The sequence below is a fragment of the Fonticella tunisiensis genome (assembly GCF_004364155.1).
In the GTDB taxonomy this organism is placed as follows: domain Bacteria; phylum Bacillota; class Clostridia; order Clostridiales; family Caloramatoraceae; genus Fonticella; species Fonticella tunisiensis.
The window spans coordinates 19,530-42,791 of the sequence record NZ_SOAZ01000008.1 but is presented as its reverse complement, the minus strand read 5'-3'; the positions used below and the strand labels follow the sequence as shown (position 1 = coordinate 42,791).

The following is a 23,262-nucleotide window of genomic DNA, read 5'->3' as shown; positions in this document are numbered from 1 at the left end:
TTTTTGTTTACTGCTGAAAAGTTAATTTTAAAACTCTACTCCATCCCTCAGAAGGATTTACCCTACCCTCCTGAATATCCTGAAGCACCCTTGTAAGGCTGTCACCCATTTTTCTGTCCATGTTATCTATTATCATTACTGAATCATCATTAGTCATTTCAAGATGGGTCATTATCTGGTTTTTCAATTCTTTATCCCTATTATTTGCTGAAATTAGTGGTGATATATATCCCTTTTCAATAAAGGCCTTCTGACCCTGTTCACTTAAAAGGAATTCAATAAAATCCTGAGCTTCCTTTGAATGTTTGGCATTATTTGGTATAACAAGTATCTGTCCAGCAGTTGCACTATACCTTGAGACAGGATTGTTGACAAAATCAACCTCCGTTTGAAAAACCTTATAATTAAAATTTGCAGGTTTTTTTTCTTCTATTGCCAGAGTTGCCCATGAACCGGCAGGGAGTATAGCCGCTTTACCCTTTACAAAATCATCTATGCTGGCAGCATAATTTATGTCTGCACTCTCCTTTGGGATACAGGATGCAACAATTTTGCCATATATTTTAAAGGCCTCATCAATTCCCGGAAGCTTTTTAAAAGATGCTGCATCGGAACCATAGTATGAAGTAAGGTCCTTTACACCAGTTGTTTGAGCAGTTATCATACCGAAAAGCGTTGATAACGTCCATCCATCCATTGCACCAATGCTAATTGGTATAACATTGTTCTTCTTAAGTATACTGCATGCACTTATTAACTCATCCAGGGTCTTAGGTTCCTTAATACCATATTTATTAAAAATATCGGGATTATAAAACCACTCTATAGTCATTGGCAAATCTCCAATACCGTAGATCTTTCCATTGTATTTTCCATAGGCGGTACTTATTTTATAAAGCTTATCATTCAAACCTTTTTCATCAACAAAACTGGTTATGTCCCTTATAAGCCCGGACTTAGCGTATTCAATAAGCTGCTGCCTTGTAACACCTATTAAACTGAAATCTCCTTCTTTAGTAAGTGCCTCCTTTATCTTCTCATCATCGCCAAAGTCAGTTATAACTTCAACTTTAACATTCTTATTGTTTTTTTCATACTCTCTGGCCAGGGTTTTATAAATCTCTCCCTGCTCGTTAGAGGAATAAAAAGTGGCCAGTTTTATGGTTGTCATCTGCTTTTTATTATCAGCACTACTGCAGCCATAAAGACCCATTGATATAAACAAAATTAATACGAGCCAAAACGATATGTGCTTTTTCATAAATCTCCCTCCATCTTCCAGCATAACTAACATTTTAATTATATACTTTTTTATTTTATTCTTCACTATTTTTATACAAATATCCGGAATTTTAGGATAGCAAACCGTCGCAATAAATTCCTAAAAACTAATTAATTTTATTTTCCCACAAATATTTTTTTATAATGCAACATATAATTTAGTGGAGGTGAAACAATGAAGTTAAGAATATACATCATAAAAAAGCAACAGCTAATCTGGACTGCAATCATTCTCGCAATTGTTATTATTGCTGCTATACTACTGATAAGTCTGAAAACGAAAGATACTATGAACGTTATAAACAAAACAAAATCACAGAAGGTTGATATCAACAATGATGGTAAAATGGATACAATAATTACTAAAATCGATGAAAAGACTAAAGAATACTCTGTTGATATTATCATGAAAGATGGGCGCAGCTATTCTCTGGTTCCTGACGATAAAGAAATTCCTACCTTTGGGTTCTATTCAGACGAATGGCCCATGATAGTAGAAGCAAGGGACATAAACAGTGATAATAAGCCAGAGATTATCCTCCAATCGTCTGATTCTAATGGACCCTTACTCCACGTTTACAAGTATGAAAATGATAAAATTTCCAGGATTTTTTCAGGAAGATATTCAATTTTTGGTAATATTAAAAATCCCGTTGACAACAGCGATATAATAATTTTGGGTTCCAAAGAGAAGGACAGTATAAAGTATACTTATTATAATTCAAGATTCAATTTAATAACCCCAGCTTCTTCACTAACTCTTGGTAGAGAGGCTTTAGCATCCTTTATAGATTTTGTAGAGGCAAAGGATCAGACGGCCTTTAAATCTAACGTAGACGATAAATATCTTTCAAAGGTTTTAAAAGGTACATTCCTTGATTCTAAACTAAGGGAAGTTAAATATACTAAATATACAATTCCCTCCCAATGCACATATTTCGTTAGAACGAACATATCAAACGGAAATGAAAAGGATATTGGTATGTACCTTGTAACTATGAATCTAACAAAATTTGATAATAAATCCCCAGAATATACAATTACAAATATATCTAGAACGAAATAAATATATAAAAATTGCAAATACTATCCTGAGGAGGTCTTCCTATGCAGAAAGTATTTGCAGTTTTTATATTGGCGATCCTTTTGACGAGTTGCAGCAAATCAAACCTTATTGAAAAAGATGATCATAAAGAAGTGTATAAAGAAAATCTTTTATATAGAGTTCCAGGAGATTTTGACGGTGACGAAAAAAACGAAAACTTTTATGTGTTCTATGACAAAACAGGTATACCAATGCTCAAAGTAATTGATGATGATAGCAAAAACTATGTAATAAAGTTAAACAAGAGATTTAATAACTGTACCACATATGCAGTGGATATCGACATGGATAATCGTGAAGAAATTTTACTTTACACTATTGACGACTGCATCAAAAAAGTTTATGCTTTCTCTTTTAATGACGGGTTCCTCTACGAATTGCTATCACCTGAAATATTTTCAGAAGCGGTTGAGTTTAAGCAAACTAAAAGAGGATATGTTATAGAATGTGGAAATCTTCGTAAAGAAATTGAAACAAGCGATAAGCTGTACTTAAATTTTTATTCTACCGATTTTGACTATTCAGGATCAAACATATATTTCATTAGCGAAGGTTCCATAACATCAAGCGAAAACTGTACCCTTTTCATACTTACAATAATATACAAAATTGATAGTTCTGGAAAAATCGATTTCATGGATATCAAAATTTCATCATTAGATACAAATCCATAGAATAAATAAAGAGGATGTATTAAAGGCTTTTAAATATGCAGCATAGTATAAAAAGCAATCAAAGCCTCCATCTTTTTAAACATCCTCTTTTTTATATGCTTAACCTGTTGTGCCGATTTATCCTTGAACTTTCGTGACTTAAGCAAGGCGAGTTTAACGAAAGTTCTTGATTTTTCAAATACCGAGCTTTAGAACCTCTGTGTGCAAGCGTAGTTCTGAGAATAATATATTTTTTATCGCAGCGCCTACCTGTAGATATTTTGTGCCTTTATTCCAATGGGCTTTTCAAAATAGCACAAGGGATTAAATTATCTATTTAAAATAAAAGGAGGTTCGAATTTCCGACTCCTGCCAGAAATTCGAACCCTAAGGGGGATGGGGGGTTCTGTTTATGGAAACTTCCGTTTCCATCTCAAGGTGGGTTCCTTGAGCTTCCATTATGTAATATCTCCACTTCTAACTAAGTTTATACAACAACATCAAAAAATTCTTTCGACATATTTTTTCATTATAATATTTCTGCATAATCTATCTCTTGTATTATATAAATCCCTGTCATCCCTCTAAATAATTAGTAAATACAAGTAAGAATTTATCGAAACTTATTTCTTGATATTGTTAATATTTTCCTTATAATTTTAATTAATATATTCATAAGGGTGAGTGAAAATGAAGATTATACATGTTTTGTCGAAATATTCTTCTAAAAATATTTGCTTCTATTTTGTACATATTCCTGTACTGCTTTGGACTGCACTCGGCGTATCAATATGCTATTTAACATCAGGAAGCTGGTACAACTATACCGCTGTTTTAACACCTCCTTCAGTTGTAATGGCAAGCTACTTGGTTGCGTCAAAAAAGCCATTCAAAGGAGGTATTCTTTTAATTTCTGAAGGAATAATAATATCTTATTATTGTTTAAAATATCTAACTACAACCCAAAATCTATTAATGAATCTCATTTTTACTTTTCCTATCGTTTTATCAGGAATAACATATATTGTCTACTGGTTTAGACACGAAGTATTTGCATAGTTAAATTTTTACTTTATAAGCATTTAATTATTTTTATTTTTCCCTCTCTGTAATATAATATATAAGGAGATCCGATTCTATCGCCCTGGGAGTTATACCCGAGGTTTTTTAATCAGTTTCTTACAAAGCTTTATTCTTTGCTAACCTTAAACTGAAAAAAGCAGTATTTATACTTCAATAGTATAAACGGGGTGTTAATATGAATTTATACAGGAGCATAGCACAGGCTATAAAAATCGGAAAATACGTAGTATTTTTTGGAGGAGCTGGGGTTTCAACAGAATGCGGAATACCTGACTTCAGAAGCAGCAATGGCATATACAGCAGGAAATTCCATTATGATCCTGAAACGATTCTGAGTCGTTCTTTCTTTTATCAAAAGCCCAATATATTCTATAGTTTCTTAAGGGAAAATATCCTAAAATATATGGACGTTAAACCCAATAAGGGCCATATCATACTTGCTGAGCTTGAAAGGGCTGGCAAATTAAAGACAATAATAACCCAAAACATAGACGGCCTTCATCAGAAAGCAGGTTCCAACAAAGTTCTAGAACTTCACGGTTCGCTTTACAGGTTCTATTGTACAAAATGTTTCAAAGCCTATAGTTATAATGATATAAAAGATTTTGAAAATGTTCCACTGTGTTGCTGTGGAGGTATAATAAGGCCTGATATAGTTCTTTATGAGGAACCCCTGGATCAGGATGTTCTTTCAAAATCTAAGGAACACATTATGAGGGCTGATGTATTATTAGTAGCCGGTTCAAGCCTTGTAGTTTATCCTGCGGCCGGCCTCTTAAAATATTTTAAAGGTGATAAATTCATTATCATAAATAAGAGCAGCACACCCTTTGATGATCAAGCTGATATTATCATTCACGGTCCATTCGCTGAAACGATGGAAAAGATTATGAATGAATTGATGGCAATTTAGATAATTATCGTCAAACTTATTCACAAATTAAAAATCCACTTCATATAATGATTTTAAAGTAATGTTTGAAAGGTGCTGTAAAGTGTATTATGATCAATATCCATATCAAAATACTTATTGCGATTATTTCAGAGAACAAAAAAATGTTTCCTATATGAGGTTGCTCCATGCTTCGCCTGACGCTCCTCATATAGATGCTTATTTAAACGATAAACTCATTGCTTCAAATCTGGCATTCAAGGGTTTTACGCAATATCTTCCCGTGACTGCCGGAACATATAATATTAAAATATTTCCGACAGGAAAGAGAGATAATCCTGTAATTAATACTCGCCTTAACATAAAAGCCAGATCCTCTTTTACTGTTGCAGTCGGAGGCAAACTTTCCAATATAAATTTATATATAATACCTGAAGTTCCACCAAAGGCAATACCGGGAAAAGTCTTTATACGTTTTGCCCACCTTTCTCCTGATACACCAAATGTAGACATAACCCTGCCAGACGGAACCAGGCTATTTAAAAATGTGGAGTTTAAAGAATATACAAAGTATATTGCAGTTGATGAAGGAACCTATACTCTTCAAGCCAGACCTTCCGGAAGCAATAAACCGCTGCTTCATGTTCCAAATATAAGGCTAAAGCCAAATAGGTACTACACCATATATGCAGTTGGTTTTACCGGAGGTAATCCTCCTCTTCAAGCTTTGATAGCACTGGATGGCATATCGTATTTAAAATTATAAAAAAACGGGCTATTCTCTCCTAACGAGTGAATAGCTCCTTTTTTGCACTAATTGCGGCTGAAGACTCTCTTAAAGGCTTCAAGGGCATAATCTAACTGCTCCTTAGTATGTGTTGCTGTGTAACTCGTTCTAAGAAGAGCCTCTCCCTTATTTACTGCAGGGGATATAACAGGGTTCACATAAACACCCTCATCCAGTAAATCCCTGGCTATCTTGAAGGTTCTATAATCATCATAGGTCATAACAGGAATTATAGGAGTTTGAGAATTTCCAATCGGTATACCTATCGATTTAAATCCTTCCCTCATATAATCAGCAACTTCCCACAGCCTCTTGATTCTTTCTGGCTCTGATTCCATTATGTTTAATGCTTCGAGGGCAGCTGCAGCATTTGCAGGAGGAATTGATGCACTGAATATAAATGGCCTTGAAACATGTTTCACATAATGTATAACTTCTTCCTTTGCTGCAATAAAACCTCCAAGACTGGCAAGTGACTTACTAAAAGTGCTCATTATAATATCCACTTCATCTTCAAGGCCGAAATACTCTGCTGTTCCTCTTCCATGCTTTCCTAAAACTCCAAACCCATGTGCATCATCGATCATAATTCTCGCCCCATACTTTTTAGCAAGCCTTACTATTTCAGGTAAGTTGGCAATATCACCTTCCATACTGAACACTCCGTCAAACACTATAAGCTTACCGCACTTATCTGGTATTGACTTAAGTATTCTCTCAAGATCAACCATGTCGTTGTGCCTGTATTTAACATTCTTTGCAAAACTGAGCCTGCATCCATCAACAAGGCTGGCGTGGTTTCCTCTATCAGAAATGATATAATCGTTTCTGCCTGCAATAGCAGATATTATCCCAAGATTTGTCTGAAAGCCTGTACTAAAAGTTAATGCAGCTTCCTTCTTTACAAATTTTGCAAGACGTTTCTCAAGTTCATTATGTAGTGTTAGGGTACCGTTTAAGAATCTTGAACCGGAGCAGCCAGAACCAAACTTTTCAACAGCCTTTATTGCAGCTCGCTTTACTCTTTCATCTGAAGTAAGTCCCAGATAATTGTTGGAACCAAGCATTATCGTTCTTTTACCATTCATAATAACTTCAGTGTCCTGTCCGCTATCAAGGGCATGGAAATAGGGATAAACTCCAGCCTCCATCACTTTTTTTGCATCAGTATAATTGAAACATTTCTCGAAAATATCACTCATGAGACCATCACTCCCTGATAAAATATAGTAAAATAAGTGCAAAATTTAATGTAAAATAAAATATATAATATATCTTATCATTCTTTAATTCATAAATAAAGAAAAGTTTGCAAAGTTTCATTATTATTTTGTTAATTTTTTACTTTAATCTATAATTGTAAGATTGCATGGTACTTTTTTACATTGTATAATATATTTGATTTGTTTATTTGGGGGGATGTTAATGAAAAAAATATATGGAGACGTCGTTCTTATAACAGGTGCTTCCTCCGGTATAGGTAAAGCAACTGCTGAATTTCTGGCAAAACATGGATATAAGGTTTATGGCACATCAAGGAAGGCATACTTTGAAACTGAAGAACAAGTTGCTGCAACCTCTGATAGCAGCGGTTTTATTAAAATGATTCCTCTTGATGTTTGCTCTGACGATTCCGTTAAAAAGGCTGTAAGTTATGTATATGAAAAGGAAGGCCATATAGATATACTTATTAACAACGCAGGCTTTGGGATAGCTGGCTCCGTTGAGGACACCTCACCCGAAGAGGCCTTTGCACAGTTTAATACTAACTTTTTTGGAACGCACAGGATGTTAAGAGCCGTTTTGCCAATAATGCGAAAACAGGGTAAAGGACTTATAATTAATGTTAGTTCAGTTGCAGGAGTTTTTCCAATACCATTTCAATCAATGTATAGTGCAAGCAAATACGCAGTTGAATCCATGACTGAGGCTCTTAGAATGGAACTTAAGCCCTTTGGTATTAAAGTTTCTATGGTGGAGCCTGGAGATACAAGAACAGGGTTCACAGACCAAAGGCTTTATGCAAAGGACGCTCAAAATTCAGTCTACAAGAAATATTTTACTAAATCCGTAACATCCATGGAAAAATCAGAAAGAAATGGACCCGGCCCACACGTAGTTGTTAAGGAGATAGCAAGAATAATAAACAGCAAAAATCCTCCTATACGTGTAACCTCAGGTTTTTCCTACAAGCTGTTTGTGTTTTTAAAAAGGTTTTTTCCACCAAGGTTTATACAATTTGTAATATCAAAAATGTATTAATCATCCAAGCCCTCCCACAAGAGGGCTTGGTACTTTTTGTCACCGACGAGACTGAAGTGACCCGTTTAGAACATATCTATAAAATTGTAAACATCTCGAAGGATGAAAAAAATATTTATATCCGTGTTTTAAGTGACAATCCCCCGGAAAACTATGATTTCAAACAGAAGGCCCCTACTTTGGAGGATGTGTATCTCTATCGTTTTAACGATGAGAGCACTTTGTTATAAAAATGATAAGATATGAATTTCTAAAGTTATATTCACAAAAATCTATATTGGAATTTTTTCTCTGCTAATCCTGTTCAACGGGTTTTGGGTTTACAATAATACCACCCACGCCACACTGGGCTTTTCTCCCACTGTATACAAACAGGTATACCAGGATTTGACAGGACACTCAAACGAAGAAAAACTCGAAAAGTTGCAGGCCCGCTACGATGTACTACAAGTGCTTACCGCAATCGCCAATATCAAGGATTTGACTGAAAAGAGGAATCATGAAATTGCACAGCACTATCTTGAAGAATACAGAGATAAAATTCCAAATTATATTAAGCTTTATGAAAGTGGAAACTACCTTACATATTCCGGAGATCTTTACTCAGAACGCCAGATCATAGGTACGGTACTTAATGAAGTAAGCTCGGCGCTGAATTACGACCAATACCTGCGCAGCATAGATGAAAGGGCAGCTGTCTTGTCCGGTTCTTCTCTGTTTGCAAAACCAGGTACCTTTTCCTATCGAAATATAAAGTTAACCCCTGCCGCATTTGCTCCCCTCAAAGGAAATGTGCTGCAGGCGGATATCTCTAACGGTGTAATTACGGATACCCAGTCCCATACGACGGATATCATTGCGGTATTGCTGATTCCTCTAACCTGCATGTCCCTAATTATGCCGGAAAAAGAAAACGGCCTGTATTCACTGATTAAACCAACGGTGAAGGGGCAAAAGCAAACCATTTTCACCAAAATATCGGCTGCATTCCTATTATGCATTTTGATTGAAGCACTGCTTTACGGCACAAACTTTATAATTGCAGGTTATCTGTTTGGCTTTGGTAATACAGAAAGGCTAATCCAGTCGGTTACAGGACTTATCGGATGTCCCTTTGTGTTTACTGACATGCAGTATTTTGTAGTTTATCTACTTACAAAGCTGGCTGCATATTTCTTAACATCACTGCTGATTCTATTTTTATGCGTCAGGCTAAAAAAGTCCTCCACTGTTTACGCAGGTGCCAGTATCATATTTGGTGCAAACTTCGCCCTCTATCTTTCCATAGATGCGCAGTCTCAGTTAAGTTTTTTTAAAAGGATTAATCTGGTGCCATTTTTGCTGGTTACGCCGATTTATAGAGAATACATCAATATCAATTTTTTCTCCTATCCGGTAAATATTATACCTGTAACCTGGATGACCTTCGGTTTGTCCCTTTTATCCCTGTGTGTGCTTACCATGGTATTTTTCTGCAGGCGTACATCTAACAGCTCAAGGCAAAAAACGTTTGCTCAATTTATGGCAAGCAGGATTAGGTTATGGAACAGATATCCTGTAAACCTGCTTGGAAACGAATTATATAAGCAGCTTATGGAAAATAAAGTCCTGATTATTTTATTAATTTTTGCTTTAATACAGGGGTATTCCTACTCACTAATGCAATACAACCCTTCTCTGGATGAACAGTTTTATAAGCAATATATGAAGGTTTTGAATGGTGAATTGACTATAGAAAAGATGGAATACCTGAAGCAGGAGCAGGAGAAGTTTGACAAAGCCGCAGAGGGATTAAGGAAGCTTGGAGAAAACTACGCAGCAGGTGAAATTAATAATGCCCAGTACACTGTTCAAAGCCAATACTATCAAGAAATACTCCAAAAGCAGAAGGCTTTTTCACGGGTGAAAGAGCAGGCGGATTATATAATAGAACAACGCAAAAACAGCAAAAATCCATATTTTATATATGATACGGGATTTGGCCTGCTTTCCACCGCCGGGGGAAACAGGATGGACTTAATGAGTTCCATCAAAATTTGCCTGGTCCTTATAGTCTGTATTTCGTCCATTTTTGCCAATGAGTATTCCACAGGTACAATTGATCTGCTTCATGTATGCAAAAATGGACGGGGGAAAACCTTTGCTTCAAAACTGCTAACAGGGCTTATTATAATGCTTATATTATATTTTCTTACCTATTTCCCTGATTTTTATTTTATCCTTAGCAACTATGGTATCGGAGGTATGAATGCACCAGCATGCAGTTTACAAAATCTCTCGGCATTACCTCAAAATATATCGGTCTTGCAGTACTTTATTCTGATTTACACAGTCCGGTTGTTTGCAGCCTTTATAATCATGCTATTTATTATTGCCGTTTCCCTGGGGATAAAAAATAGTTTTTATACTATGGCAACTGCCACTGCAGTTGCAGTTATCCCTATTATGATTTGCCTTTTCGGCAGCGCTGCTTTTGAGAAAATACCTTTTACGTCCCTGCTGATTGCAAACATATTGTTTCAGGGGAATTCTATTTTAATTTACAACCTTTGTTTTTCCATACCTTTGAGTATATTTTTACTCGCTATTTCCTACAGGAAATTCTGTGGCATCCATACTGCCACAGCCAAATATCATGAATTAAGCAATATTAGCTCCTAAGCAAATATTGTTTTTCAGTTGTTCATTAAAATTAAAAGTTAATCTAAGGAATGGAATTTGGAGGTTGATTCCAATGGGCCTTTCAGAGTAGCATAACAAGCTAAATTATGCAAAAAATAAAACTATCTAAAGGAGGTGTGTTTATTGGATTTAAATAACTTCGAAACTTTGAAAGATTGGGAAAAGTGGAAGAAAACCTTAAGAACGGCCGTAAATATAGGAGAAGCAGCTGGGCTTTCTAAAAAAACTATAGATAACATTGCATACAGGGTGGGCAATTTTCTATCTACAGCAGTTGATCCTGAAAACAGGGAGGAAAGGGTCTTACAGGAGCTGTGGAAAGCAGGCAACGACGACGACCGGAAGACACTTGCAAAGTTAATAGTTAAAATGATTGAAACTGATAAATAGAAAGAGATGCGGGATTTCCCGACATCTCTTTTTTCGCTACACAGCCACTTTCTGATCACTTTCACTTACAATAAGCTTAATGGCCTTTGTTGGACATTTCTGCACACAAGCCTGGCACTGAGTACACTTTTCATAGTTTACCTTTGCCAGGTTATTTGCAAAATCAATGGCACCAAACTGGCAGGCCCTTTCGCACATTCTGCACCCTATACATCCTACGCTGCAGTTCTGTCTAACCTCTTTACCTGGATCTAATGAATTGCACTGTACACGAACCTTCTTTGCCACAGGAACAATATTTATCAACCCTTTAGGACATACATTGACACACCTTCCGCAGCTTGTGCACTTTTCTTCATCTACTACAGCTACTCCATTTTCAACCCTTAGTGCACCGAATTCGCATACCTTTACACAGTCACCAAGTCCGAGGCACCCATATGAACAGGTTTTTGGCCCTCCCCCTGGAATGGCTGCTGCATCGCGGCAATTCTGTACTCCATAATATTTGTATTTTTCTTTAGTCACATTGCAGTTTCCATTGCATTTTACAAAGGCAACCTTTTTTTCGACTGCTTCCACCTTAAGGCCAAGAATTTCTCCGATCCTTTCCGCTACAGGTGCACCTCCAACTGCACAGGAATTAGGAGGTGCCGCACCATCCACAACAGCCTGGGCGTAAGCATCACATCCTGCATAACCACAGGCACCGCAATTTGCACCAGGAAGGCACTCACGTATGTTTGTAACTCTTGGATCGACTTCAACTGCAAACTTTTTTGAAGCATATCCCAACAGAACACCGAAAGTTACACCAAGCCCACCTAAACTAAGCACCGGTTTAATTATATCCATTGAATTCATATTAATCCCCCTCTAGCTTAATAATCCCTGGAAACCTAGAAATGCTATTGACATCAAGCCAGCAGTAATTAGAGTAAGCGGAAACCCTTTCATTGCAGCAGGTATTCCTTCGTTTTCCTCTATTCTTTCTCTTATTCCAGCAAGAAGCGTTATGGCAAACAAGTAACCAAGGGCTGCACTAAATCCGTTAACAACTGATTCAATCATATTGTAGTTTTCATTCATATTTATTATTACAGCACCAAGTATAGCACAGTTGGTTGTTATAAGTGGAAGATAAATTCCAAGGGCATTATATAACCCAGGGCTCGTCTTTTTAATCACCATTTCAACGAACTGCACCAGAGCAGCTATTACTAATATAAACGCTATATTATATAAGTATTGTATTCCCAGAGGCTTTAATATAAAACTAAGTACTATATATGAAATGAAGGATGCCAGCGTCATAACAAAGGTTACTGCCATTCCCATTCCAAATGCTGTTTCAGTTTTCTTGGAAACACCAAGAAATGAACACATACCAAGGAATCTGGACATAACAAAGTTGTTTATAAATATGGCGCTGATCATAATGGTTAATATTCGCATTTCATTCACCTCTCTTAAAATTAATATAATGATAATAATCCACTACTTTGAAGTAATTACTGCTCAATAGTGCAGTGGTTAGCACTCTTCTTTACTATCCTATTCTTTCTATCAGCAACTTTCATTTTTCTGTAATTAAATAATCCCATTATTATACCTAATGCAAAAAACGCTCCCGGTGCAAGGACCATTATTAAAGCAGGTTGATAGGATGATGGCATTACCTGTACGCCAAATAACTTGCCAGCCCCCAGTATCTCCCTGACACTACCAAGTAATAAAAGCGCAAGTGCAAATCCAAGTCCTATTCCAAGACCATCAAATATGGATGGATAAACTGGATTTTTAGAAGCATAGGCCTCAGCTCTACCAAGTATTACACAGTTAACAACTATAAGCGGAATAAATATACCCAGTGCTTGATATAATCCTGGCACAAAGCCCTTCAATATAAACTCAACCAGAGTTACAAGGCTTGCAATTATCACTATGTATGCCGGTATACGTATTTTATCGGGAATAACCTTTCTTAGAAGGGATATTAACAGGTTTGAGAAAATCAATACACCAGTAGTTGCCAAACCCATTCCAAGCCCATTTTCCGCGCTGGTTGTAACAGCCAGGGTAGGGCACATAGCCAGAACCTGTACGAAAATCGTGTTTTCTTTTACAATACCGTTATACAACCTTTCAGCTGCCCTGTTCATTATTTAGCTCCCCCCTTAAGCTCAGAATTATAGAATTTTATGACCTCATTAACTCCACCTGTAACTGCCCTTGAAGTTATGGTTGCTCCTGTAATTGCCTGGATTTCGTTATCCTGTGAAGGATCTTTTTTAACAACTTCCAGAGCTTTGTCTATGGGCTTATTCTTAAACTGTCCTGAAAACTTCTCCCCTGGAGCATTTGCACCAAGCCCCGGCGTTTCTGAATGTGATAATATTTTGATGCCTGCAACCTTACCTTTATTGGATATTCCGACCATCATCTCAATTTTTCCTCCGTATCCCTTTGGTGCAACTTTTACTACATATCCTGCAACATCCTTTCCTTTTGCACCCTCATACACCTCAGTAACTAAAGGATATTTTTCAAGATTAACATCTATTTTATTGAAATTATCTGCATCCGAAAGTATCTGTTTCATGGCTTCGTTATTGGCTTTCACAGTCTGCTGCGCTATAGGTTCTTTGGTGATTACATAGGCACCACCAAGGAAAAATCCTGCAATTCCCGCTATAAGAAGCAATATAAAACCCAGTTTTAAATTCTCCTTCATCATTTCACCTCCCCAAATGGCTTAGGAACTGTAAATTTATCTATCAATGGAACAGCAAGGTTCATCAATAAAATTGAGTATGAAACGCCCTCTGGATAACCTCCATATATACGGATAATAGTAGTGATAAATCCACAACCTATACCCATAATTATTTTTCCTTTTTGAGTAATCGGTGAACTTGAATAATCCGTCGCCATAAAGAAGGCACCAAGCAACAATCCACCTGCAAAAATCTCATACAATGGGTTTCCAGTCATAAAACCATTTCTTCCGAAAATCCAAGTTAATATAAATACTGTACCAATATATATAACCGGAATTTCCCATGTAATCACCCTCTTAAAGAGGAGATATAGTCCTCCAATTATAAGTGCTATAGCTGATGTTTCTCCAATAGTACCTCCAACATGTCCAATAATAACATCCCATAAAGGTGGAAGTGTTCCTGTTCCTTCCTTCAAAATACCAAGCGGAGTAGCTGACGCGACACCATCTACAGTCCAGCTCGTCATTTGAACCGGCCAGGATGCCAGTAAGAAAGCCCTTGCTGCAAGCGCCGGATTCATGAAGTTTTGTCCTAATCCTCCAAAAAGCTGCTTTACAATTATAATTGCAAAGAATCCTCCAACAACAGGAATCCATAATGGTGCTGCCACTGGAAGGTTAAAAGCAAGAAGCATTCCTGTTACTGCTGCGCTGTAGTCATTTATGGTAATTTTTTTGTTTGTTAACTTCTGCCATAGGGCCTCGGCACCTACACAGGATGCTATAGAAATAATTATCATTAGTAATGCTCTTAATTTAAAGAAGTATACTCCTGCAACAGCTGCTGGCAGCAGTGCTATAATTACATCCCTCATTATTCCTTTAATCGAATCCTTCGATCGAATATGTGGAGATGAGGATACGGTATATACCATATTTTCCATATAAGTCCCTCCTATTTTGTTTTCTTCTTATTTGCAAGCACAGTACGTTTTGCCGTACGTATTGACTGCACCAGGTGACGCTTTGATGGACAAACAAATGAGCAACTTCCACATTCAATACAATCAAGTCCATGGTATTTTTCAAATGCCTCATAATCACCCTTAAGTGCCAGTGAGTTTAGCATAGTTGGAAGTAAATTCATCGGGCATGCTTGTATACATTTACCGCAGCGGATGCAGTTCATTTCCTCCGGCAACACTGCTTCTTCCCTGGTAAGGCATAATATAGCAGAGGTTCCTTTAGTAACCGGCACATCGAGGGTATGAATAGCAATTCCCATCATGGGCCCACCGGAAATTATTTTAATAGGCTCTTCCTTAAACCCTCCTGCTGCTTCTATAAGCTCTCTATAGGTAGTTCCAATTCTTACGTTGAAATTCTTTGGGTTATTTATTGCCCCACCCGTAACAGTAACTATTCGTCTCATAACTGGTCTTCCTCTGAGAACTGCCCTTTCAATTGCAACTGCAGTCTCTATGTTTTGCACTATGCATCCAACATCAGCCGGAAGTTTCCCTGAGGGTACCTGTCTCCTTGTAATTGCATAAATCAACTGTTTTTCTCCACCCTGCGGATACTTCGTCTTAAGCACCTTAACTTCTATATTTGCTTCATCCTTTACAGCCCTTTTCACAGCTTCAATGGCTGCGGGCTTATTATCTTCTATTCCTATGTATCCCTTTGCTCCCGGGAACATGTGAAGAATTATCTTAAGCCCATCAACTACCCTTTGAGTTTCCTCAAGCATAACACGATAGTCCGAGGTCAGATAAGGCTCGCATTCAGCCCCGTTTATAATAATAGTATCTATCTTCTTATCAGGAGGAGGTGAAAGCTTTACATGGGTTGGGAAAGTTGCTCCTCCCATGCCAACCACGCCTGCTTCCTGTATTATCTTAAGTAGTTCTTCCTTTGACAGACTCCTGTAATCCTGTTTTGGAACAAGGCTTTCATGTTTTTCATAAAGGCCGTCATTTTCTACAATTATTGAAAGCACTTTACTTCCATTCGGATGAGGCATTGGTGCAATATCTTTTACGAGCCCTGAAACACTGCTGTGTATAGGAGCTGTAACAAATCCCTTTCCTTCTCCTATTTTTTGTCCAAGCAGCACCCTTTCGCCTTTTTTCACCAGGGGTTCACATGGAGCTCCTATATGCTGAACCATAGGAAAAACTAAAAGTCCCTTTGGAAGCAAGTATTCAATCTTATTGTTTTCGGTTAAGTGTTTTCCATGTGGTGGATGAACACCTCTTTTAAAGGTAAGTGCCATTTTATATATCCTCCCATCCTAGAAATGTATATTATAATATAAAATAATAATCGATATAAATTGTCATTTAATAATAATTTTTAGATGATTTTGGTGATCATTTATTAAATATTTCACAAGAAACTTTAGAATAAAATGGTAAGACCTCTTTTCTGACAATTTCATTCTAGCACTTGTTTCAGGCATCTACAAGCAATGATAATATATTAGCAATTTTTTAAAAAGCTAAATACAAAAACAAATAAGTTAGGATTAATTAAATGCTCTATTAAACCCTTGAAAAATCAACCCTGATGCATAGAATATAACTATCGTTCGAAATCACTTTCTATATTTAATATATATTTAGAATATTTTTAATATTATTTATTCTTTTTTGGTCAATAATTAAAGGTTGTAATACGTTAGTATCTTAACAATATATTTATCGGTACACACCATTATTTGTTATAAATCAGTACTATTATTTTCATTTGAAAATACATTTTAAGCTTTTAAGCTGATCGATGATATAAAATTAAAACATACTCAGCTGCTCATTGTTGAAAGATCCATCAAAACAAGGTTCTATCAGAAGTTGAGAATTAAAAGGGCTTAAAAGCTTCATTATGTCCTCAATTTTACTTTTGTTATTTATCCATACATCCTCCCATTTCTTATCAATTATTAGAGGCATTCTGTGATGAATATCCGACATATCTTTATTAGCTTCCGTTGTAATTATTACAAATCCTTCGTAAAACCCCAGATTCTTATCATGAAACATATTATAAATTCCTGCAAGGGAAAACATTTCTTTATTCTTCAAAGAAATTCTATATTTAACTTTTCTATTTCTTTCATTTTTCCATTCATAAAATGCACTGCAGGGTATCAAACACCTTCTTCGGTAAAATGAATTTTTAAAAGTATTTTTTATAGCAAGGGATTCAGCTCTTGCATTTATGATTTTCCTGTTATTTACCATAAATCCCCAGGTGTATTTCCTAAGCTCCATTCCTGAATTGTCAACTATTACTGGAGCTTTGCAGCCTGGATATATGTCCCCCTTGAGAAGCTCATCAATAAACACTCTTTTTATATTATAACTTTCAAGCATATCTCTGATTTCATTATCAAGCAAATATCTTCCACACATTTTTCCACCTTATCCATTCTTTTTATTTTATTATAACATTCACCATTTACGTTTAAAACGGTAACTTATTTTTACTGAGCCAATATATTAGTATTATGGATAATTATTAAGCAAATCCAAACACTTTCAAACAAGCTTTACAGATTAACATTTCATATTTTTATTAAGGCTGTGCTTAATAATTTATAGAGAATTTAATGCTTTATACTATTTTATTGAAAGGATGGCTTTTTATGAAAGATAAATGTACCAGAAATCTGGAATATGAAAATAATTATGGCTTGAATTTAAATCAATGCAAACTTTTAGGTATGGGAAATCATGGTAAAGTTTATCTGATCGCTTCTGACAGAGTTATCAAAGTTTGTAAAGACAGTAAAAGTTGCATATACGAATCTTTTATATTAACTCGTACCAATGGCAGTAAATATTTTCCAAAAATTTATGATTATGATGAACACTTTATAATTAGAGAGTACGTAGATGGTGAACCTCTTAATTCCTACATAAAGAAAAATGGATTGAACAATGATTTAATCAATAAAATAATTTGCCTTGCAGAAGAGTTTTATTCATTGGGATTCACTAAAATTGACATAAGGTGCAGGGATATTATGGTTCGCAGGGATGAGTCATTGATGGTAATTGACCCTAAAGGAAGTTATACAAGAAATGTAAGCTATCCCAGGCACCTTATGAAGGGTTTAAATAAACTGGGGGTTCTTGAAGATTTTATCGATTTTCTAAAGGAACATCGCTTTGAATTGTTTAAAGAGTGGATTCAAAATTTCTCCAGCAGCCAGCCAGATTAAAACCACCTTCTCCGGAAAAGGAAAAATGAAATACACATTATTGCAATAATAGGGATTGAATATACTGTTAGAGTGATAATTACAAATATGATTAACAAGATTAAGCACAATTTAATCATATAATAAAATTTGCCGCATCTGGCAAGAACTCCGAAGATTATTATCAACCCTATAAGAAAAAAAATAACAAATGTCATATCATCACTTCCTTCTCCGAATAAATGTTTTCAATTTCATATTATGTCTTATGAAATTAAAAAGGGCCTGTATTCGTAACTTATTTTGAATACAGGTCCCTGATTTTTATTTCAGTGCAAAAATATCTTCAAAAGCTAATTTTATCGTTATAAATGTGAACCATTATCGCTATTTCTTAAAGCTCTTGCCTTTGCATGAATTTTAGCATCATTACCCATCTCCATATAGCCATGTGTGGAGTTTCTGCTGTCATTGCTGTTATCTATCATAGACTGAGCTTTTGCCCTCATTCTAAATCCATGTTTCTTTGCCATTGAAACACCTCCTATAAATATCATACCTAAATTCACAGTTATTTATTCTGCTAGAACCAATGTGAAAAGCAGTTTTTAAATGCTAACCTGCTGTAATAGGAATTTGAAAGAAAATCGATATTTAACTTTTTAGTTATTTTTAGCAAAAATTTTTAAAAGTAATTAGTTGAATTAATAAGCTATTCATGGTAGAATACACTTAATTTAATATCATAAAAGTTTACCTATGGTAGAGGCGCTGTTAGTTAATAGTACTTATCCGTAGCCGGCGGGCAATGATGGTTAAGGAAAGGAACTGCAGCCGAAGGAAATCGTTCGGCGGAATGGTTTCCTGGTTCTGCATAGAATATATGCAGGACTGTCACTATTTCAAATAGTGGAGAGCTACAAAGGTACACGGTTTGTCTGTATGCATTTTATTATACAGCAAAGGTGTTCCTTTGCTGTATTTATTTTTTTAAGGAGTGATTCATATGGGTATAGTTGTTCAAAAATACGGTGGTAGTTCTGTTGCAACTATAGAAAAGATTAAAAAGGTTGCTGAAACAGTTGGTAAAAGAAAAGAAAGTGGAGACAGTGTCGTTGTAGTAGTATCTGCAATGGGAGATACTACTGATGATTTAATTGAACTGGCAAACCAGATAACAGAATATCCTGATAAAAGGGAACTTGATGCCCTTCTTTCAACGGGCGAAATGATATCTGCTTCCCTTCTCGCCATGGCCCTCAAATCCATGGGATATGACGCAATAAGTTATACAGCTTATCAGATTGGTATGAGAACTACCGGACAGCATGGCAAGTCTCTCATAGAAGACATCGATGGGGAAAAACTAAGAAAGAGCCTTACTGAGGGTAAAATAGTGGTGGTTGCTGGTTTTCAAGGAGTAAATGATGAAGGTGATATAACCACCCTCGGAAGGGGCGGCTCTGATACCTCAGCGGTAGCCATTGCAGTAAAGCTGGATGCACAATGCGAAATATACACAGATGTCGATGGAATATACAGTGTTGATCCAAGATTGTATAAGAATGCTAAAAAACTGTCTGAAATTGACTACGAAGAAATGCTGGAACTTTCAAGCCTTGGTGCCCAGGTTATGCATTCGAGATCCATAGAGCTTGCACAAAAATATAATATTCCCGTATATGTTGGACTGAGTACCAGCAATATAAAGGGTACATTAATTAGGGAGGTAACAAACATGAACATGGAAAGCAAACCAATAACAGGCCTGGCAACAAGCGATGATGATGTTGCAATAACAGTAAAAAATATCCCCTACAATATAAATTCAATTTCAAATCTATTTGGAAAAATATCGTCAAAAAGAATTAATATAGATATGATAAGCCAGACTGCCCCAATAGATGGTATTGTCAATATTTCCTTTACAATACCAAAGGGTGACTTAAATGAATGTATGAGCATTTTATCAGAAATTACTGATAAAGACAACTTATCAATAGATGAGGATATAACCAAGTTTTCTATAGTGGGCATAGGAATGAAAACAACCTCCGGTGTAGCTGGAAGAATGTTTAAACTCTTTGCAGAAAATAATATTGAAGTAAAACTTATAACTACTTCTGAAATTAGGATTACCTGTGCAATAAAAACTCAAGATAAACTGAGAGCTGTTAAGATTATCGCGGAGGAATTTGGCCTGTGAAGCGTTTGGAGGGATTTTATGAGACTTTTCGGAACTATGAAAATAAAAAATAATGAACTATATATAGGCGGTATTAGCACAGTTGAACTAGCAGATAAATATGGAACTCCACTTTATGTTCTTGATGAAAAGTTGATAAGGGATAACTGCCGCAGATACATGGAAAGTTTTAAGAAGAATAATCCCAATAACAAAGTTATTTATGCAGGAAAGGCTTTTTTAACAATTGCCATGTGCCAGATTATAAACGAAGAAGGTTTATGCCTTGATGTTGTATCCGGCGGTGAATTATATACTGCTTATAAAAGTGGTTTCCCCATTGAAAAAGTATATTTTCACGGCAACAATAAAACTCCCGATGAAATAGAAATGGCAATAGAGCTTGGTGTAGGAACCTTTGTAGCAGATAATTTCTATGAAATAGATAAAATAAATGAAATTGCTAAAAGAAAAGGTACAATCCAAAGACTTCTTCTAAGGATAACTCCTGGAATTGAAGCCCATACGCACAGCTATATAAAAACCGGGCAACTTGATTCAAAGTTTGGCTTTACCATATTAAACAATAAAACTTTAACTGCAGTAAAAAGGGTAATGTCCCTTTCTAACGTAGAACTGGGAGGCCTTCACTGTCACATAGGTTCACAAATTTTCGATATTGAACCTTATCTTGATGAGGTAGATATAATGCTTTCCCTGATCAAAGGCATTAAGGAAGAGCTCGGATATGAAATTAATGAACTCAATTTGGGAGGAGGCTTTGGGATTTATTATCGTGAAGGCGATGATCCCAACTCCATTGAGGACTTTTGTTCTTCTATTTTAAAAAGAGCACAGGAGACCTCCAAAGAATTAAATATTCCTCTTCCTTCACTATCCATTGAACCTGGAAGATCTATAGTTGGAAATGCAGGTACCACCCTTTATACAGTAGGTTCCATCAAGCAAATCCCCGGTATCAAAAAATATGTAGCCGTGGATGGAGGGATGACTGATAACATAAGACCTTCACTTTACAATGCAGAATATGAATGCATAGTCGCAAATCGTATAGAAGGCGAACGTAGAGAGGTTGTAACGATCTCAGGAAAATGCTGCGAATCAGGAGATATACTTATAAAAGATATAGAACTTCCTGAAAGCAACAGCGGAGATATTCTTGCAGTCCTATCAACAGGAGCTTATTGTTATTCCATGTCAAGCAATTACAATAAAATTCCAAGGGCAGCTGTAGTCCTTGTAAAGGATGGGAAGTCAAAGGTAATTTGCAGAAGAGAAACATACGAAGATTTGATAAACCGTGAAATTGCTTTATAAAACGAATCAGCATATCGGATAGGCCGATATGCTGATTCGTTTTATTTAAAACACAGGCAAATTATCCATGTTATCATTTACTTCTCCATTTGGATTACTCCTTAAATATTCCCTTCCATTTTTAGCCCTTCCAACATTTACTCCCTCGATAATCCCATCCTTAGCCATCATTATCGCTTCATTTATGGAATAAACATTGCCATTATCCAGCATAACATCTGTAATGTCACCATCAGGATTCTTTTTAACCTTGATTATTTTTGATTTATCTCCCATACATATCCCTCCTGCATTTAGTATTTTACATTTTGCTTCTGTTATTCGTAAATGAGCAATCTCAGATTCGATATCGACTATAGAAAAGGTGTTTTTCAAAAACTTGGACTTTTGTTTTGACACATTCTCACTCATAAAATAATATATTATTATAACTTGTTGCGCTGATTTTTTTGCAAGCGTAGTTGTAAGCAGAATATATTTTTTTATCTCCATATTATAATATCTTTAAAGAAAGCTGGTATGTGATATGTGTAAAAAAAGATACATAAACAAACTTCTATTAGTGTTACTTTTGCCTGCGGCTGTAATTTTTTCATATTCTGTATCGAAATACCCTGGTCTGGTAGAGAAGCTTTATTCTACGGGAACTTATAGATTTATTGGAAGACCCTTAAGCCAAATTACAGGAATATTTCCCTTTTCTCTTGCAGAGGTTATTATTATCCTTCTAACTATATACATCTTATATAGAATATTTTATTTAATATACAGATTAATTAAAGTACCCCATGGAAAGGGAAAAATACTGAAGACTTTTATAATTAATACATCAGCTTCTATAAGCATCACATATTTTTCATTTATAGTTCTCTGGGGGCTTAACTACCACCGCAAACCATTTTCACAAATTATCAATATGCCCGTGTCTCCTCCTAATGTCAATGAACTTGAAGGGCTTTGCCTGGATCTCATAGAACGTGCCAATAAACTGCGCAGCCTTGTAAATGAAAACACAGAGGGTGTTATGAAATTATCTTACAACAGTGTCCAGGCTTTTAATGAAGCATATAAAGGCTATGATGAAGCTTCTATAATATATCCCGTTATTGGTGGAAAATACGGAAGGCCTAAGGGAGTTTTTCTTTCAAGGCTAATGTCATATACCGGTATTTCAGGGGTGTATTTTCCCTTTACCGGAGAAGCAAATGTAAATACCAATATACCAAATTCAATTCTCCCTGCTGCTATATGCCATGAAATGGCTCATCAAAGGGGGTTTGCAAGGGAAGACGAAGCAAATTACATTGCATATTTAACTAGCACAATGAATCCTGATGTACAATTCCAATATTCAGGTACATTGTTTGCATTGGTATACAGTATGAATGCCCTGGCACAACAGGATTTAAAAGCCTTTAGCAGATTAAAATCAATGTACAGCGATGGCGTTAGGAGAGATTTACTATACATAAACAAATTCTGGGGACGATATGAAGGTCCTATAGACAGGGTAACATCTAAAATTAACAACACTTATCTAAAGTCAAACCTTCAGGGGGAAGGCATATACAGCTATAACAGGATGGTAAACCTATTAGTTGCGGAATACCGCCTTAAAGTTTCAGATAAGAAATAGAAATCATTATCCATTTAAATTTATTTCGTAACCATCATA

General features: G+C 35.9%; 23 protein-coding genes and 1 riboswitch. Of the genes, 12 read left to right on the top strand and 11 right to left on the bottom strand.

Annotated features, from left to right (window positions below):
- Window positions 1–7: 7 nt before the first annotated feature.
- Complete coding sequence (locus EDD71_RS06230) at window positions 8–1,261, bottom strand: ABC transporter substrate-binding protein (protein WP_166636361.1); 1,254 nt, start codon at window positions 1,259–1,261, stop codon at window positions 8–10.
- 195 nt (window positions 1,262–1,456) lie between these two features.
- Between EDD71_RS06230 and EDD71_RS06225 the strand changes: the two genes are divergently transcribed.
- The 5 genes from EDD71_RS06225 (at window position 1,457) to EDD71_RS06205 (ending at window position 5,780) form a co-directional block, all read left to right on the top strand.
- A complete protein-coding gene (locus tag EDD71_RS06225; RefSeq protein WP_133627888.1) occupies window positions 1,457–2,347 on the top strand; it encodes a hypothetical protein in 891 nt (296 codons plus the stop codon).
- Between the two features lie 41 nt (window positions 2,348–2,388).
- A complete protein-coding gene (locus EDD71_RS06220; protein ID WP_133627887.1) occupies window positions 2,389–3,060 on the top strand; it encodes a hypothetical protein in 672 nt (223 codons plus the stop codon).
- Between the two features lie 669 nt (window positions 3,061–3,729).
- Window positions 3,730–4,098, top strand: a complete 369-nt coding sequence (locus tag EDD71_RS06215) for a DUF7670 domain-containing protein (protein WP_133627886.1) — start codon at window positions 3,730–3,732, stop codon at window positions 4,096–4,098.
- A 199-nt stretch (window positions 4,099–4,297) separates the two neighbouring features.
- Entirely contained in the window at window positions 4,298–5,035 is a 738-nt protein-coding gene (locus EDD71_RS06210) for an NAD-dependent protein deacylase (RefSeq protein WP_133627885.1), read from the top strand.
- Between the two features lie 154 nt (window positions 5,036–5,189).
- The gene (locus tag EDD71_RS06205; protein ID WP_243116415.1) at window positions 5,190–5,780 is read left to right on the top strand and encodes a DUF4397 domain-containing protein; all 591 of its coding nucleotides are present in this window, start codon (window positions 5,190–5,192) and stop codon (window positions 5,778–5,780) included.
- 47 nt (window positions 5,781–5,827) lie between these two features.
- On the opposite strand, the gene EDD71_RS06200 is transcribed toward EDD71_RS06205, so the two are convergent.
- Window positions 5,828–7,003, bottom strand: coding sequence for an aminotransferase class I/II-fold pyridoxal phosphate-dependent enzyme (locus tag EDD71_RS06200; RefSeq protein ID WP_133627883.1), 1,176 nt, complete (start codon window positions 7,001–7,003; stop codon window positions 5,828–5,830).
- A 223-nt stretch (window positions 7,004–7,226) separates the two neighbouring features.
- On the opposite strand from EDD71_RS06200, the gene EDD71_RS06195 reads away from it, so the two are divergent.
- From EDD71_RS06195 to EDD71_RS06185, 3 genes are all read left to right on the top strand, one after another.
- Window positions 7,227–8,063: an SDR family oxidoreductase gene (locus tag EDD71_RS06195; RefSeq protein ID WP_166636360.1), complete on the top strand. Its 837-nt coding sequence runs from the start codon at window positions 7,227–7,229 to the stop codon at window positions 8,061–8,063.
- A gap of 387 nt (window positions 8,064–8,450) precedes the next feature.
- On the top strand, window positions 8,451–10,724 hold the full coding sequence (locus tag EDD71_RS06190) for an ABC transporter permease subunit (RefSeq protein ID WP_133627881.1): 2,274 nt from the start codon (window positions 8,451–8,453) through the stop codon (window positions 10,722–10,724).
- Between the two features lie 144 nt (window positions 10,725–10,868).
- Window positions 10,869–11,135, top strand: a complete 267-nt coding sequence (locus tag EDD71_RS06185) for a DUF3243 domain-containing protein (protein ID WP_133627880.1) — start codon at window positions 10,869–10,871, stop codon at window positions 11,133–11,135.
- A gap of 36 nt (window positions 11,136–11,171) precedes the next feature.
- Here EDD71_RS06185 and EDD71_RS06180 read toward each other — a convergent pair whose 3' ends face one another.
- The 7 genes from EDD71_RS06180 to EDD71_RS06150 form a co-directional block, all read right to left on the bottom strand.
- Window positions 11,172–11,999 carry an RnfABCDGE type electron transport complex subunit B gene (locus tag EDD71_RS06180; RefSeq protein WP_133627879.1) on the bottom strand — a complete coding sequence of 276 codons (828 nt, stop codon included), beginning with the start codon at window positions 11,997–11,999 and terminating at the stop codon, window positions 11,172–11,174.
- 12 nt (window positions 12,000–12,011) lie between these two features.
- On the bottom strand, window positions 12,012–12,590 hold the full coding sequence (rsxA, locus tag EDD71_RS06175; RefSeq protein ID WP_133627878.1) for an electron transport complex subunit RsxA: 579 nt from the start codon (window positions 12,588–12,590) through the stop codon (window positions 12,012–12,014).
- A gap of 56 nt (window positions 12,591–12,646) precedes the next feature.
- Window positions 12,647–13,297 carry an electron transport complex subunit RsxE gene (gene rsxE / locus EDD71_RS06170; protein ID WP_133627877.1) on the bottom strand — a complete coding sequence of 217 codons (651 nt, stop codon included), beginning with the start codon at window positions 13,295–13,297 and terminating at the stop codon, window positions 12,647–12,649.
- Window positions 13,297–13,869: an RnfABCDGE type electron transport complex subunit G gene (locus EDD71_RS06165; RefSeq protein ID WP_423244802.1), complete on the bottom strand. Its 573-nt coding sequence runs from the start codon at window positions 13,867–13,869 to the stop codon at window positions 13,297–13,299. Before EDD71_RS06165 ends, rsxE begins: the two co-directional genes overlap by 1 nt.
- Window positions 13,869–14,801: an RnfABCDGE type electron transport complex subunit D gene (locus EDD71_RS06160; protein WP_133627875.1), complete on the bottom strand. Its 933-nt coding sequence runs from the start codon at window positions 14,799–14,801 to the stop codon at window positions 13,869–13,871. The genes EDD71_RS06165 and EDD71_RS06160 overlap by 1 nt, the downstream gene beginning before the upstream one ends.
- A gap of 11 nt (window positions 14,802–14,812) precedes the next feature.
- Window positions 14,813–16,135 (bottom strand): electron transport complex subunit RsxC, encoded by a 1,323-nt coding sequence (rsxC, locus tag EDD71_RS06155; RefSeq protein WP_133627874.1) that lies wholly within the window; start codon window positions 16,133–16,135, stop codon window positions 14,813–14,815.
- A gap of 517 nt (window positions 16,136–16,652) precedes the next feature.
- Complete coding sequence (locus EDD71_RS06150) at window positions 16,653–17,273, bottom strand: SOS response-associated peptidase (RefSeq protein ID WP_133627873.1); 621 nt, start codon at window positions 17,271–17,273, stop codon at window positions 16,653–16,655.
- Between the two features lie 233 nt (window positions 17,274–17,506).
- Here EDD71_RS06150 and EDD71_RS06145 point away from each other — a divergent pair, with 233 nt between their 5' ends.
- Window positions 17,507–18,085 carry a protein kinase gene (locus EDD71_RS06145; protein ID WP_133627872.1) on the top strand — a complete coding sequence of 193 codons (579 nt, stop codon included), beginning with the start codon at window positions 17,507–17,509 and terminating at the stop codon, window positions 18,083–18,085.
- Window positions 18,086–18,429: 344 nt separating this feature from the next.
- Here the strand turns inward: EDD71_RS06145 and EDD71_RS15255 are convergent, their stop codons facing one another.
- Window positions 18,430–18,597 (bottom strand): hypothetical protein, encoded by a 168-nt coding sequence (locus EDD71_RS15255; protein WP_166636359.1) that lies wholly within the window; start codon window positions 18,595–18,597, stop codon window positions 18,430–18,432.
- A gap of 222 nt (window positions 18,598–18,819) precedes the next feature.
- Window positions 18,820–18,992: riboswitch (Lysine riboswitch) on the top strand.
- Between the two features lie 78 nt (window positions 18,993–19,070).
- On the opposite strand from EDD71_RS15255, the gene EDD71_RS06140 reads away from it, so the two are divergent.
- Entirely contained in the window at window positions 19,071–20,270 is a 1,200-nt protein-coding gene (locus tag EDD71_RS06140; RefSeq protein WP_133627871.1) for an aspartate kinase, read from the top strand.
- Between the two features lie 18 nt (window positions 20,271–20,288).
- Window positions 20,289–21,587 (top strand): diaminopimelate decarboxylase, encoded by a 1,299-nt coding sequence (gene lysA / locus EDD71_RS06135; protein WP_133627870.1) that lies wholly within the window; start codon window positions 20,289–20,291, stop codon window positions 21,585–21,587.
- Window positions 21,588–21,632: 45 nt separating this feature from the next.
- Here the strand turns inward: lysA and EDD71_RS06130 are convergent, their stop codons facing one another.
- The gene (locus tag EDD71_RS06130) at window positions 21,633–21,863 is read right to left on the bottom strand and encodes a DUF3892 domain-containing protein (protein ID WP_133627965.1); all 231 of its coding nucleotides are present in this window, start codon (window positions 21,861–21,863) and stop codon (window positions 21,633–21,635) included.
- A 250-nt stretch (window positions 21,864–22,113) separates the two neighbouring features.
- Here EDD71_RS06130 and EDD71_RS06125 point away from each other — a divergent pair, with 250 nt between their 5' ends.
- Window positions 22,114–23,223 carry a DUF3810 domain-containing protein gene (locus tag EDD71_RS06125; RefSeq protein WP_133627869.1) on the top strand — a complete coding sequence of 370 codons (1,110 nt, stop codon included), beginning with the start codon at window positions 22,114–22,116 and terminating at the stop codon, window positions 23,221–23,223.
- Window positions 23,224–23,262: the final 39 nt, after the last annotated feature.

Excerpts from the sequence above, each read along its gene's own strand:
- EDD71_RS06230 (WP_166636361.1), bottom strand. The coding sequence starts at position 1,261 with ATGAAAAAGCACATATCGTTTTGGCTCGTATTAATTTTGTTTATATCA.
- EDD71_RS06225 (WP_133627888.1), top strand. The coding sequence starts at position 1,457 with ATGAAGTTAAGAATATACATCATAAAAAAGCAACAGCTAATCTGGACT.
- EDD71_RS06220 (WP_133627887.1), top strand. The coding sequence starts at position 2,389 with ATGCAGAAAGTATTTGCAGTTTTTATATTGGCGATCCTTTTGACGAGT.
- EDD71_RS06215 (WP_133627886.1), top strand. The coding sequence starts at position 3,730 with ATGAAGATTATACATGTTTTGTCGAAATATTCTTCTAAAAATATTTGC.
- EDD71_RS06210 (WP_133627885.1), top strand. The coding sequence starts at position 4,298 with ATGAATTTATACAGGAGCATAGCACAGGCTATAAAAATCGGAAAATAC.
- EDD71_RS06205 (WP_243116415.1), top strand. The coding sequence starts at position 5,190 with ATGAGGTTGCTCCATGCTTCGCCTGACGCTCCTCATATAGATGCTTAT.
- EDD71_RS06200 (WP_133627883.1), bottom strand. The coding sequence starts at position 7,003 with ATGAGTGATATTTTCGAGAAATGTTTCAATTATACTGATGCAAAAAAA.
- EDD71_RS06195 (WP_166636360.1), top strand. The coding sequence starts at position 7,227 with ATGAAAAAAATATATGGAGACGTCGTTCTTATAACAGGTGCTTCCTCC.
- EDD71_RS06180 (WP_133627879.1), bottom strand. The coding sequence starts at position 11,999 with ATGAATTCAATGGATATAATTAAACCGGTGCTTAGTTTAGGTGGGCTT.
- rsxA (WP_133627878.1), bottom strand. The coding sequence starts at position 12,590 with ATGCGAATATTAACCATTATGATCAGCGCCATATTTATAAACAACTTT.
- rsxE (WP_133627877.1), bottom strand. The coding sequence starts at position 13,297 with ATGAACAGGGCAGCTGAAAGGTTGTATAACGGTATTGTAAAAGAAAAC.
- EDD71_RS06165 (WP_423244802.1), bottom strand. The coding sequence starts at position 13,869 with ATGAAGGAGAATTTAAAACTGGGTTTTATATTGCTTCTTATAGCGGGA.
- EDD71_RS06160 (WP_133627875.1), bottom strand. The coding sequence starts at position 14,801 with ATGGAAAATATGGTATATACCGTATCCTCATCTCCACATATTCGATCG.
- rsxC (WP_133627874.1), bottom strand. The coding sequence starts at position 16,135 with ATGGCACTTACCTTTAAAAGAGGTGTTCATCCACCACATGGAAAACAC.
- EDD71_RS06150 (WP_133627873.1), bottom strand. The coding sequence starts at position 17,273 with ATGTGTGGAAGATATTTGCTTGATAATGAAATCAGAGATATGCTTGAA.
- EDD71_RS06145 (WP_133627872.1), top strand. The coding sequence starts at position 17,507 with ATGAAAGATAAATGTACCAGAAATCTGGAATATGAAAATAATTATGGC.
- EDD71_RS15255 (WP_166636359.1), bottom strand. The coding sequence starts at position 18,597 with ATGGCAAAGAAACATGGATTTAGAATGAGGGCAAAAGCTCAGTCTATG.
- EDD71_RS06140 (WP_133627871.1), top strand. The coding sequence starts at position 19,071 with ATGGGTATAGTTGTTCAAAAATACGGTGGTAGTTCTGTTGCAACTATA.
- lysA (WP_133627870.1), top strand. The coding sequence starts at position 20,289 with ATGAGACTTTTCGGAACTATGAAAATAAAAAATAATGAACTATATATA.
- EDD71_RS06130 (WP_133627965.1), bottom strand. The coding sequence starts at position 21,863 with ATGGGAGATAAATCAAAAATAATCAAGGTTAAAAAGAATCCTGATGGT.
- EDD71_RS06125 (WP_133627869.1), top strand. The coding sequence starts at position 22,114 with ATGTGTAAAAAAAGATACATAAACAAACTTCTATTAGTGTTACTTTTG.